Annotated in this window: 9 protein-coding genes, 1 tRNA gene and 1 pseudogene; 2 read left to right on the top strand and 9 right to left on the bottom strand. The window is 70.8% G+C overall.

What is annotated here, in order from left to right:
• Positions 1 to 3266 (top strand): Ig-like domain-containing protein (locus Q0R63_RS14585; RefSeq protein ID WP_295698697.1); only part of this gene is annotated, 3266 nt, incomplete at its 5' end.
• A gap of 37 nt (positions 3267 to 3303) precedes the next feature.
• On the opposite strand, the gene Q0R63_RS14580 is transcribed toward Q0R63_RS14585, so the two are convergent.
• From Q0R63_RS14580 to Q0R63_RS14565, 4 genes are all read right to left on the bottom strand, one after another.
• Positions 3304 to 3870 carry a GNAT family N-acetyltransferase gene (locus Q0R63_RS14580; RefSeq protein WP_295698695.1) on the bottom strand — a complete coding sequence of 189 codons (567 nt, stop codon included), beginning with the start codon at positions 3868 to 3870 and terminating at the stop codon, positions 3304 to 3306.
• Between the two features lie 26 nt (positions 3871 to 3896).
• Positions 3897 to 6578 (bottom strand): DNA polymerase I, encoded by a 2682-nt coding sequence (polA, locus tag Q0R63_RS14575; RefSeq protein ID WP_295698693.1) that lies wholly within the window; start codon positions 6576 to 6578, stop codon positions 3897 to 3899.
• Positions 6579 to 6650: 72 nt separating this feature from the next.
• Entirely contained in the window at positions 6651 to 7256 is a 606-nt protein-coding gene (locus Q0R63_RS14570; protein ID WP_295698691.1) for a GNAT family N-acetyltransferase, read from the bottom strand.
• A gap of 160 nt (positions 7257 to 7416) precedes the next feature.
• Positions 7417 to 8061 carry a response regulator gene (locus Q0R63_RS14565; protein ID WP_295698689.1) on the bottom strand — a complete coding sequence of 215 codons (645 nt, stop codon included), beginning with the start codon at positions 8059 to 8061 and terminating at the stop codon, positions 7417 to 7419.
• A gap of 33 nt (positions 8062 to 8094) precedes the next feature.
• On the opposite strand from Q0R63_RS14565, the gene Q0R63_RS14560 reads away from it, so the two are divergent.
• Positions 8095 to 9210 carry a hypothetical protein gene (locus tag Q0R63_RS14560; RefSeq protein ID WP_295698687.1) on the top strand — a complete coding sequence of 372 codons (1116 nt, stop codon included), beginning with the start codon at positions 8095 to 8097 and terminating at the stop codon, positions 9208 to 9210.
• A gap of 225 nt (positions 9211 to 9435) precedes the next feature.
• Here Q0R63_RS14560 and Q0R63_RS14555 read toward each other — a convergent pair whose 3' ends face one another.
• The 5 genes and pseudogenes from Q0R63_RS14555 to gltD all read right to left on the bottom strand — a co-directional run.
• Positions 9436 to 9558, bottom strand: a complete 123-nt coding sequence (locus Q0R63_RS14555; RefSeq protein WP_295698684.1) for a hypothetical protein — start codon at positions 9556 to 9558, stop codon at positions 9436 to 9438.
• A 159-nt stretch (positions 9559 to 9717) separates the two neighbouring features.
• The gene (locus Q0R63_RS14550) at positions 9718 to 9882 is read right to left on the bottom strand and encodes a hypothetical protein (RefSeq protein WP_295698682.1); all 165 of its coding nucleotides are present in this window, start codon (positions 9880 to 9882) and stop codon (positions 9718 to 9720) included.
• A gap of 213 nt (positions 9883 to 10095) precedes the next feature.
• A tRNA-Leu gene (locus tag Q0R63_RS14545) sits at positions 10096 to 10181 on the bottom strand.
• Between the two features lie 83 nt (positions 10182 to 10264).
• Positions 10265 to 11719: a pyruvate kinase gene (gene pyk / locus Q0R63_RS14540; RefSeq protein ID WP_295698680.1), complete on the bottom strand. Its 1455-nt coding sequence runs from the start codon at positions 11717 to 11719 to the stop codon at positions 10265 to 10267.
• A gap of 116 nt (positions 11720 to 11835) precedes the next feature.
• Positions 11836 to 12065, bottom strand: a pseudogene (gene gltD, locus Q0R63_RS14535) (glutamate synthase); the annotation flags it as partial.

The following is a 12065-nucleotide window of genomic DNA, read 5'->3' as shown; positions in this document are numbered from 1 at the left end:
CCCCGGTCATCGCCATCACGACCCCAGCGAACGGCTCCTCGACCAATAACACCACCCCGACGTATGCCGGCACCAGCGACATCCTCTCCGGCACCATCCAGGTCGCCGTCGACGGCGGCACCCCCGTCTCGGTCACCACTTCCGCGACCGGCGCCTGGACCCTCACCCAAGCCACTCCCTTGGTCGACGGACCCCACCTCGTCACCGCCACCGGCAGCGACGCCGCCGGCAACTCGACCACCGCCACCTCACGGTTCACCGTCGACACCATCGCCCCCGTCATCACCATCACCACCCCTGCCAACGGCTCGAGCACGAACAACACGACACCGACCTATACCGGCACCAGCGACATCCACTCCGGCACCATCCAGGTCGCCGTCGACGGCGGCACACCGGTCCCGGTGCCCACCACCGCGACCGGCGCCTGGACCCTCAGCCCCACCACCCCGCTCATCGACGGACCCCACCTCGTCACCGCCACCGCGACCGACTTGGCCGGCAACGGCACCACCGCCACCTCGCGGTTCACCGTCGACACCGTCGCCCCCGTCGTCGCCATCACGACGCCGGCCAACGGCTCCAGCACGAACAACGTCACCCCGACCTACACCGGCACCAGCGACATCCTCTCCGGCACCATCCAGGTCGCGGTCGACGGCGGCACCCCGGTCCCGGTCACCACCACCGCGACCGGCACCTGGAGCCTGCCTCAGGCCACGCCACTGGTCGACGGACCGCACACGGTCACGGCGACCGCGACCGACGCGGCCGGCAACACCACCACCGCCACCTCGACCTTCACCATCGACACCGTCGCCCCGGTCATCACCATCACCACCCCGGCGAACGGGTCTCTCACGAACAACCCGAGCCCGACCTACACCGGCGCCAGCGACATCCTCTCCGGCACCATCCAGGTCGCGGTCGACGGCGGCACCCCGGTCCCGGTCACCACCACCGCGACCGGCAGCTTGAGCCTGCCTCAGGCCACGCCACTGGTCGACGGCCCCCACACCGTCACGGCCACCGCGACCGACGCCGCGGGCAACGCCACCACCGCGACCTCGACCTTCACCGTGGACGCCACCGCGCCGGTCATCACCATCACCGCCCCGGTCGACGGCTCGAGCATCAACAACCCGAGCCCGACCTACACCGGCACCAGCGACATCCTCTCCGGCACCATCACGGTCACCGTGGACAGCGGCGCCCCCGTGCTGGTCACCACGAGCCCGAGCGGTGGCTGGACCCTCACCCAGGCCGCCCCGCTCACGGATGGCCCCCACGTCGTCACCGCCACGGCCACGGACGCCGCCGGCAACGTCGGGACGGCCGCGTCCAGCTTCACCGTCGACACCCTCGCGCCCGCGGTCGCCATCACGTCTCCGGCCAACGGGTCGTCCACGAACGACACCACGCCCACCATCACCGGGACCAGCTCGGTCGTGTCCGGTGTGATCGGTGTCCAGATCGACGGTGGTGCAACGGTTCCCGTCACCACCTCGCCGACCGGCGACTGGACCCTCACGACGACCACAGCGCTGATGGACGGACCACACACCGCCACGGCGACGGCCGCAGACACCGCGGGCAACACCGCGACGGCGACCTCGACCTTCACTGTCGTCACCGTCGCGCCGAGCGTGGCGATCACCGTCCCCGCGACCGGGACGACGGTCGCGCCGTCGACCTCGATCGCCGGCACCAGCTCGATCACCTCGGGGACGATCAGTCTCGTCCTCGACGGCGCACCGGCGGTGACCGTCCCCACCTCCGCGACGGGCGCCTGGAGCTTCCAGCCCCCCACACCCCTGCGCAACGGCCCGCACAGCGCCGCGGCCACCGCGACGGATGCCGCAGGCAACACGGCCGTTGCGACGAGCACCTTCACGGTCGACGCGATCGGGCCAGCCCTCGCCATCACCAGCCCCGCCGACGGGAGTGCCACCAACAACCCGCAGCCCCCCATCGTGGGCACGAGCGACCTCCCCACCGGTATGCCGATCACGGTCGTCATCGACGGCGGGCCGCCGGCGACGGCGACCACCACGGCCGACGGGTCCTGGACCCTCACCCCGGCGACACCGCTGTCGGACGGCAACCACACGGTCACGGCGACCGCGGTGGACGCCTTCGGCAACTCGACCACCGCGACCTCGACCTTCACCGTCGACACGGTCGCGCCCCTCGTCAAGATCACGTCGCCTGTCGACGGCACGATCACCAGTGACCCGAACCCCGAGATCCGGGGGACGTCCAACGTCTTCAGCGGCAGCATCGTCCTGTCGGTCGACGAACCCTCGCAGACCCTCGTCCGGGGAACCGTCGCCGCGCTGGGGATGTCTCGTGCCCCGGTGGCCGCCTCCGGCCGCTACACCGTGCCGACCGACACCGCGGGCAACTGGATCTTCACTGGCCAGCCCCCCTTCGCCCTCGGGGCACACGTCCTGACCGCCGTCGCCACCGATCGAGCAGGCAACACCGCCACCGACGTCTCCCACTTCACCGTGGTGGCCGCCGCCGCGGTGACGATCGTCAGCCCGGCGAACGGGTCGACGACGGGCAGCCTGACGCCGACCATCTCCGGCACCTCGTCGACCCTCTCGGGCCCCATCACCCTGGTCATCGACGGCGGGGCCCCGATCACCGTCCTCACCGGACCGGACGGCTCCTGGAGCCAGGCGGCGCCCACGCCGCTGACCCTCGGCCAGCACGTCGTCACGGTGACCGCCGTCGACGCCGTGGGCGGGATCGCCATGGCCAGGAGCACGTTCACGATAGCCACCGTCCCCGTCATCGTCATCGTCACCCCGAAACCGGGCGAGAAGGTCCCCACTCAGACGCCCACCATCTCCGGGACCGTGCGCGGCTCCACCGACCCGGTCACGGTCGAGGTCGGCGGCATCTTCGCCGAAGCACCTGTCGTCGACGGTGAGTGGACCTACACCCCGCCGACCGACCTCGCCTGCGGCCCCCAGACGGCCACGGTCCGCTCGGGGGTGGCCTCGGCGAGCGTCGCGTTCACGATCACGTGCGTCGACGTCGGCGGCATCAGCGTCGACAACCCCAACCCCCTCGGTGGCACGACCGGCACGACCGGCACGACCGGCACGACCAGCACGACCAGCACGATCGAAGGCAGCGGCAGCACCTCCGGGCGGCTGCCCGGCACCGGTGACACGTCGGCGGTCCTGCTCGTCTGGGCGATCGTGTTCCTCGGGGTCGGGGTGCTGATCCGCCGCCGCCCGCGACACCGCTCCTGAGTCAGCCCGGGTAGCCCGGCCAGGGCTAGGGCGACGATCAGCGCGCAGACGACAGCCGGGTCGACCGACCCAGCCGGTAGAGCACGTGCCGGCTGAGTCGGTGCCCGGGCGGCAGCCGAGGATGGTCGAAGTCGTCGGCCGGGTCGCGACTCATCCCGATCCGTTCCATCACCCGCCGGCTGCGGGTGTTGCCCTGCGCCGTGAACGACACCACCTCGTCGAGCCCTCCTGGCCCGTATGCCGCGTCGAGCACCGCGCGAGCAGCCTCCACGGCATACCCCTGACCCCAGGCCGCCCGGGCCAGCCGCCAGCCGATCTCGACGCACGGCGTGAACGGGGCCTCGAAGGACGGGACGGAAAGCCCAACGAAACCGACGAACCGTCCGGAGGCTCGGACCTCGAGCGCCCATAGCCCCCAACCCTGCTCGGCCATCGCGGCGATGCACCGGTCGACCATCGCGTCGGACGCCTCGCGGGTCAGCAGGGCCGGGAAGTGCTCCATGACCTCGGGGTCGGAGTTGAGCGCAGCGAAGGGCTCACGGTCAGCCGCCCGCCACGGGCGCAGCAGCAGGCGGTCGGTGGTGGGCTCGATCAGCTCCGGCACGACCCTCCCTCCAGGTGGGCGGAGGGTCAGTGCGCGGCGTCGTGCCAGGAGCGGCCGACACCGACGCTGACGTCGAGGGGGACGTCCATCGGGGCGGCGTGGCCCATCTCGTGGCGGACGAGCTTCTCGACGTCGTCGCGCTCCCCCGCGGCGATCTCGAGGACCAGCTCGTCGTGCACCTGCAGCAGCATCCGCGACGTGGCTCCCGCGGCCGTGAGACCCCGGTCGACCCCGAGCATCGCGACCTTCATGATGTCGGCCGCCGACCCCTGGATCGGCGCGTTGAGCGCCATCCGCTCGGCCATCTCGCGGCGCTGACGGTTGTCGGAGACGAGGTCGGGCAGATACCTGCGACGCCCCAGCATCGTCGCGGTGTAGCCGGTGCTGCGCGCCTCGACGACCAGCTCGCGCAGGTAGTCGCGCACCCCGCCGAACCGCTCGAAGTACTCGTCCATCAGCTCCTTGGCCTCGCCGGTGCCGATGGCCAGCTGCTTCGACAGCCCGAAGGCGGACAGGCCGTAGGCGAGGCCGTAGGACATCGCCTTGATCTTCGAGCGCATCGCCGGGGTGACCTCGTCGATGCCGACCGAGAAGACCCGAGCCCCCACGAAGCTGTGGAGGTCCTCACCCGTGCGGAAGGCCTCGATAAGACCGGCGTCGCCCGACAGGTGGGCCATGACCCGCATCTCGATCTGGCTGTAGTCCACCGACATCAGCGACTCGAACTCGTGGCCGACCACGAACATCCCACGGATCCGGCGACCCTCCTCGGTGCGGATCGGGACGTTCTGCAGGTTGGGGTCGGTGGAGCTGAGGCGGCCCGTGGCGGCGATGGTCTGGATGTAGGTCGTATGGATCCGCTGGTCGTCGGCGACCGACTTGAGCAGTCCCTCGACGGTGACCTTGAGCCGGGCCGCGTCGCGGAAGGCGAGCACCCCCATCAGGAACGGGTGGTCGACCTTGCGGCCCAGCTCGTTGAGCGCGTCGGCGTCGGTCGTGTAGCCGGTCTTGGTGCGCTTCGTCTTCGGTAGCTTGAGCCGCTCGAAGAGCACCTCCTGCAGCTGCTTGGGCGAGCCGAGGTTGACGCTCTCGTCGCCGATCGCGTCCCACGCCGCCTGCTGGGCGTTGCTCACCTGCGCCGCGAAGTCGGCGTCCAGGGACTCGAGGGCGTCGACGTCGACCGCGATGCCGGCCCGCTCCATCCGGGCCAGGACGTCGACGAGGGGCAGCTCGACGTCGCGCAGCAGGCCGCTGCCGCCACGCGCCGCGAGCTCGGTGTCGAGCGCGTCGGCCAGCTCGAGGACGGCCCGGGCCACGACCATCGCCTCGCCGGCCGCCCGCGCGGCGGAGTCCTGCTCGCCGTCGAAGGCCAGCATCCCCTGGCCGTGCTGGTCGGTGTCGTTCTTCAGCTCCCGTCGCAGCATCCGCAGGGCCAGGTCGCCGAGGTCGTAGGTGCGTTGGTCGGGCTTGACGAGGTACGCCGCGAGAGCCGTGTCGCTCGTGAGTCCCCCGAGGGTCCACCCCCGCGCGGCCAGCGCCTGCAACGGGCCCTTGGCGTCGTGGATGGCCTTGGGTCGGTCGACGTCGGCCAGCCAAGCGGCCAGCGCCTGCTCGGCCGGCTCGTCGAGCTCGGTGACGTCGAGGTAGGCCGCGTGCCCGTCCGCCGACGCGAGCGCGAGGGCGCGCACGTCGCCGGTGCCGCGGGCCCACTGCCCGACGACGGCGACCCCGAGGCGCTGCCCGACCGGACTGTGAGCCGCCAGCCACCCCGCCACGTCCGGAGAGGTCAGCACGTCGCCGTCGACGTCGAAGCCCGACTCGGCCTCGACCGTGATGGACTCGAGGGTCGCGAACAGCCGTTCGCGCAGCACCCGGAACTCCAGGCCGTCGAAGACCGTGTGGACCTCCTCCCGGTCCCACGCCTGGCGCTCGAGCTCGTCGACCGTGAGCCCGAGCGGCACGTCACGGACGAGCTGGTTGAGCCGGCGGTTGCGCAGCACGTCGTCCAGGTGCTCGCGCAGGGACTCGCCGGCCTTGCCCGTGATCTTGTCGACGTTGGCGACGATGCCCGGCAGGTCGGCATACTGCACGATCCACTTGGCGGCGGTCTTCGGGCCGACGCCTGGCACGCCGGGCAGGTTGTCGGAGGTCTCGCCGACGAGCGCGGCGAGGTCGCTGTAGCGCCACGGGGGGACGCCATATTTCTCCTCGATGGCGGCCGGGGTCATCCGGGCGACCTCCGAGACCCCGCGCACGGGGTAGAGCAGGGTGACCTTGGGGGTGACCAGCTGGAAGGCGTCGCGATCACCCGAGCAGATGAGGACCTCCATGCCCTCGGCCTCGGCCTGCGTGGTCAGGGTGGCGATGATGTCGTCGGCCTCGTAGCCCGGCGCCTCGACGTAACGGATCTTCAACGCGTCGAGGACCTCGTGCATCAGCGGGATCTGACCGGAGAACTCGGTCGGGGTCGCGGACCGCCCGGCCTTGTACTCGGCATACTCCTCCAGCCGGAAGGTCTGGCGGGACAGGTCGAACGCCACCGCGAGGTGGGTCGGCTCCTCGTCGCGCAGCATGTTGATGAGCATCGAGGTGAACCCGAAGACGGCGTTGGTGTTCTGCCCCGTCTTGGTGGAGAAGTTCTCTGCCGGCAGCGCGTAGAACGCGCGATAGGCCAGCGAGTGTCCGTCGAGCAGGAGGAGGCGACTCACGTTGTCACCCTAGGCCACGGCACCGACACCACCGACGGGCACCGGAGCCGGTCGACCGGACGGGCCCAGCTCTCAGGCGCCCCGGACGCCGGGGGCGGCCTGACGCACGGCACGCACGGCCCGACCACGAGCGGTCCGACGACGGTGCAGGACCTGCTCCAGCGACTCGAGGGAGTAGCGGGGCTCGCCCGCGCCGGCCAGCTTGCGGTGCAGGGCGGTCGGCGTCGTCACCCGCCGCACGACGGTCGGGGTGAACCCGAGCCGGGCGAAGAACCGGTTGGCGTCACGCACCTGGGAGGGGACGTTGCTGGCGATCTGGTCGGCGCCCACGCGGTCGGCGTGCGTCGCAGCTGCGCCGAGCAGCTGCCGGGCGACCCCGTGGCGACGCCAGTCCCCCAGCACGAAGAGCTGGTCGATGGCGACACAGGGGGCGTCGACGAAGACGCCCGAGGTCGTGTCCGAGAGGATGAGGTAGCCCACGGCAGCACCGTCGACGAGGGCGAGGAACGCCGTCACCTCGGGGCGGGCCAGGCAGTTCGAGAGGGTGCCGTCCGCGGCGATCCGCTGTGTCGCGTCGGGACTGCTGCCCGCCTCCACCCGGTTCGCTACCCACAGCTCGATGAACTGCGGCTCGAGCACGGAATCGACACGACGAACGTAGACCTGGGGACGAGACACGAACCGCCTCCTTGTGTGGCGTTGACGACTCTGGGTGCCGTCCCCCGACAACGACCCTCCCCGGTGGACCTCCGGGAATGCTTCGACTCTAGGACCTCGCGGCCCGTCTCGGGAAGGGACCCGGGAAACTTTCGGCCGTCCGGTGCCCCGGGGTGGCGGACTACTTCTTGGGCATGCCGGCGACGACCGCCTCGGCGACCTCGCGCATCCCCAGCCGACGGTCCATCGCCGTCTTCTGGATCCACCGGAACGCCTCCGCCTCCGAGAGCTTCAGCTGCTGCATCAGGATGCCCTTGGCGCGGTCGACGGCCTTGCGCGTCTCGAGCCGCTCACCGAGGTCGGCGATCTCGCTCTCGAGCGCCTTGAGCTCGGTCCACCGCGAGCGCGCGATGTCGATGGCGGGCGCGAGGTCGGCCTGGGTGAAGGGCTTGACGATGTAGGCCATCACCCCGGCATCGCGGGCCCGTTCGACCAGCTCGCGCTGGCTGAACGCCGTCAGCATGATGACGGGCGCGATGTGGTCCTTGCCGATCTCCTCGGCAGCGCTGATCCCGTCGAGGACGGGCATCTTGACGTCCATGATGACCAGGTCGGGACGGTGCTCCCGGGTCAGGGCCACGGCCTGCTCACCGTCGCTCGCCTGGCCGACGACGTCGTAGCCGGACTCCCCCAGCATCTCGGCGAGGTCGAGGCGGATGAGGGCCTCGTCCTCGGCCACGACGATGCGGAGCCGGGCTTCGCCGATAGGGGCCGGAACGGTGGCCGGAGCGGTGGCCGGGTCGCCGGGCGGGGGCTGCTCTGTCATGTCGCCAGACTATAGGTGTGCCACCATGACGAGATGGCGGGGACGAGTGATCCGGGTGACGTCAGCACCCCGGGCGGGCAGGGTGACCTGGCGCGCGAGCTCGACCGGACCCGGGCCGCCGTCCGCCGTTACCGGCCGGCACGGGACGCGGAGGGTGCTGAGCACTTCGAGCTGTTCGTCGTGGCCGCGGTCCTGTCGATCGCCGTCACCCGGGGCTTCCTCGCGCTGAGCGGCTACCCCCAGATCGGCAGCGCCGGGGGGCTGCACATCGCACACGTCCTCTTCGGTGGGCTCGGCATGATGATCGCCCTGCTGATCTTCATGCTGTTCCTCGGCCGCCGCTCGCGCAGCGTGGCGACCGTCATCGGCGGGATCGGCTTCGGACTGTTCATCGACGAGGTCGGCAAGTTCGTCACCGGCAACAACGACTACTTCTTCCAGCCCGTCGCGGCGATCATCTACATGACCTTCGTCGCGATCTACCTCGCCGTCGTCTGGGTCATCGAGCGCCGGCCCCTCTCCGACCGCGAGCTCGTGGTGAACGGCGTCGAGATGCTCAAGGAGTCCGCCGCCCATGAGCTGGACAAGCACGAGCGCGAGCGGGCCGAGGCCCTGCTGCGGGCCGCCTCGGCGTCGGAGCCGCTGCGCGACCCGCTCCTGGAGCTGCTCGGCTCGCTGCAGATCGAGCCCTCCGACCAGACCATCGTCGCGCGGGCCTACAACCGGGTCCGCGCGGGTCTCCTGTCGGTGATGGGGTCGGCCGTCCTCCAGCGCCGCGCCGCCATCCTCTTCGTCGTCTTCCTCGTCCTGTCCCTCTACGGCCCCGCCGACCAGCTGGTCCGCGACTTCTCGATCCGCAACCTCCTCTACGCCGTGTCCGGCCTCGCCGCCGCGGTCGTCGGCAGCGTCGCCGTCCGGCGCTGGCGGAAGGGCGCGCGGCTGAGCGCACTGAAGTCGTTCGCCGTCGCGCTGGCGCTGCAGCTGCTCGTCGTCCAGTTCTTCCGGCTGCTCGCCGACCAGTTCGGTGGCTACCTCACGGTCCTGATCAACCTGCTGCTCATCGGCGTCTGCCGGGCGATGATCACCCGCGAGAAGCGCAGCGCGATCGTGGACGTCCGCGACCCCATGGCCGCCGGACTCGGCGACTGACGCCCGATCCCTCGCCGCGCCCCGCTTGCTCCGGTATGCGCCCCGTCCCTTTATCGGGTCACCCGATAAAGGGACGGTCCACGCGAGAACCGTTCCCCCGGGAAGCGTCCTCTTGTCGAATCGACCGCCGTCCCTTTATCGCGTCACCCGATAAAAGGGCGGTCGGCGCCAGAACCGTCCCCCGGGAAGCGTCCCCTTGTTGCGGCGCGGACGCGGCGGCAGCCCTCACGCCAGCGTGTACTCCCACCCGGGTTGCCACGCGAACTGCTCCTCCGCGAGGGTCGCCAACGGCAGCCCCTCGAGGTGGTGGTCCCAGCACCTCGTAGCAACATGTCCGACGATCAGCACCCTCTTCCCGTCCTAGCGGGTCAGGAGGTCGCGCAGGGGTCCGGCGACCCGGGCCACGGCCTCGCTCCCGCTCTCACGACCGGGGTAGGGGGTGTCCAGACGCGCGAGACGGCTTCCGTGGACCATCTCGCGACCACTGCCGTCGAGCTCGCCGTCGTCTCACTCCCGCAACCGCCAGTCCTGGAGGATCGGGATGCCCGCGCCCTCGAAGGCCACCAGCTCGCGGCCGCGGGGGGACAGATGTCCGGGCAACCACCCGGTCGCGACGCCGGCCTCGTTGTCCTCGGTGATCGAGTGCGTCTCGAAGACGACTGAGGTGCGCACGTTCCCACCCTAGGCACTGGCCGCTCGACTCGGCGTCGAGCCACTCGACTCGGTCAACGCGACCGCTCGACTCGGAGTCGAGGTACTCGGCTCCCCGCGCACGGGGAGTCAACCGCCCCAACTCGGAGTCGAGCGGCATCCCGGCGCCACCGGGAGCGGCCGGACCACCCGGGGATCCACCGGCGTCCGGTCCGTCCGTTCGACTGCTCATCGTGGTGCCGAGAGCGGGACTCGAACCCGCACGGCCTTGCGGCCAGAGCATTTTGAGAGCTCCGTGTCTGCCATTCCACCATCCCGGCAGGAGGGCCGGTCCAGCATACCGGCGACCGGCCGACAGACCCGTCACCCGGCTGTCCCCTGCTCCGCCTGCTGACACGCCAGGTCAGCCGAGGGCGAGGTCCTCGTAGGCCGGGGCCACCTTGTTCTTGGCGTCGCCGATCCGGTGCACCCGCAGCGCGTTGGTCGAGCCCGGTATGCCGGGCGGCGAGCCGGCGACGATGATCACCACGTCGCCCTCGACGCACTTGCCTGAGGCGAGCAGGGAGTTGTCGACCTCGAGCGCCATCTGGTCGGTGTGCCGCGCCATCGGCACCAGGAACGTCTCGATCCCCCACACCAGGGCGAGCTGCGACCGGGTGTCCTGCAACGGGGTGAAGGCGAGCATCGGCAGCTTGGACCGGATCCGTGCCATCCGCAGGGCGGAGTCCCCCGACTGCGTGAACGTCACGAGATACTTGACCCCGAGCAGCTCGCCGATCTCGGCGGCGGCCCAGGTCACGGCGCCGCCGGTCGTGTGCGGTTTGGTGCCGAGGGCGTGGATGCGCTCGAGCCCGTGGTCCTCGGTGCTCTCGATGATCCGGGCCATCGTCTGGACGGCCTCGATCGGCCACGCGCCGACGCTGGTCTCGCCGGACAGCATGATCGCGTCGGCGCCGTCGAGGACGGCGTTGGCGCAGTCGCTCGCCTCGGCCCGGGTCGGGCGGGAGTTCTCGATCATCGACTCCAGCACCTGGGTCGCGACGATGACCGGCTTCGCGTACTGCCGCGCGATCTCCACCGCACGCTTCTGGACGATAGGCACCTCCTCGAGCGGGAGCTCGACACCGAGGTCGCCGCGCGCGACCATGACGCCGTCGAAGGCCTCGATGATCTCCACGAGGTTGTCGACCGCCTGGGGCTTCTCCACCTTGGCGATGACCGGCAGCCGCACACCGACCTCGTCCATGATCGCGTGGACGTCCTCGAGGTCCTTGGCCGACCGCACGAACGAGAGCGCGATCATGTCGGCCCGCAGGTTGAGGCCCCAGCGCAGGTCCGCCTTGTCCTTCTCGGACAGGGCGGGGACGTTGACCGCGACGCCGGGCAGGTTGATGCCCTTGTTGTTGGAGATGACGCCGCCCTCGACGGCCTCGGTGACGATGTCGGTCGCGGTCACCTCCACGGCGCGCAGCGAGACCTTGCCGTCGTCGATCAGGAGCATGTCGCCGGGCCGAACGTCCCCGGGCATGCCCTTGTAGGTCGTGCTCACCCGATCCTGGTCGCCCGGCACGTCGAGGACGGTGATGGTGAAGCGGTCACCCTTGGCGAGCGTGATCGGGCCGTCGGCGAACCGTCCGGTGCGGATCTTCGGACCCTGGAGGTCGACGAGGATGCCGACGGCCCGGCCGGTCTCGTCGCTGGCCTTGCGGACCGAGCGGTAGATGTCCTCGTGGACGCTGTACTCGCCGTGCGAGAGGTTGAGCCGGGCGATGTCCATCCCCGCGTCGACCAGAGCCCGGATCTGCTCCGGCGAGGAGGTGGCTGGGCCGAGGGTGCAGACGATCTTGGCGCGACGCATACGCCGATCTTATGCCTCGACGTGTGGTGGGTCACACCGGTCCCGCTCGTGTCGCCCACCCCTCCGCACCCGTGAGCAGCCGTCCACCCGTAGGACATCCGGCCGTCACGAAAGCGTCAGACGACGAGCGGCCGGTCGGTGGGGTCGATGGGTCGAGGCAGCTGGCTCGACCCCGTGAGGTAGGCGTCGACACCGTTGGCCGCGGCCCGACCCTCGGCGATCGCCCAGACGATCAGCGACTGCCCACGACCGGCGTCGCCCGCCACGAAGACCCCTGGCACCGACGTCATGAACGCGTGGTCGCGAGCCACGTTGGACCGCGCGTCGAGCTCAACGCCGAGCTGCT

Origin of the sequence: Lapillicoccus sp., from assembly GCF_025353065.1 — a bacterium.
Classification (GTDB): domain Bacteria; phylum Actinomycetota; class Actinomycetes; order Actinomycetales; family Dermatophilaceae; genus Lapillicoccus.
The sequence above is the reverse complement of the archived record's forward strand: the minus strand, read 5'-3'. Positions and strand labels throughout refer to the sequence as shown.

Excerpts from the sequence above, each read along its gene's own strand:
- Q0R63_RS14565 (WP_295698689.1), bottom strand. The coding sequence starts at position 8,061 with ATGACAGAGCAGCCCCCGCCCGGCGACCCGGCCACCGCTCCGGCCACC.
- pyk (WP_295698680.1), bottom strand. The coding sequence starts at position 11,719 with ATGCGTCGCGCCAAGATCGTCTGCACCCTCGGCCCAGCCACCTCCTCG.
- Q0R63_RS14560 (WP_295698687.1), top strand. The coding sequence starts at position 8,095 with ATGGCGGGGACGAGTGATCCGGGTGACGTCAGCACCCCGGGCGGGCAG.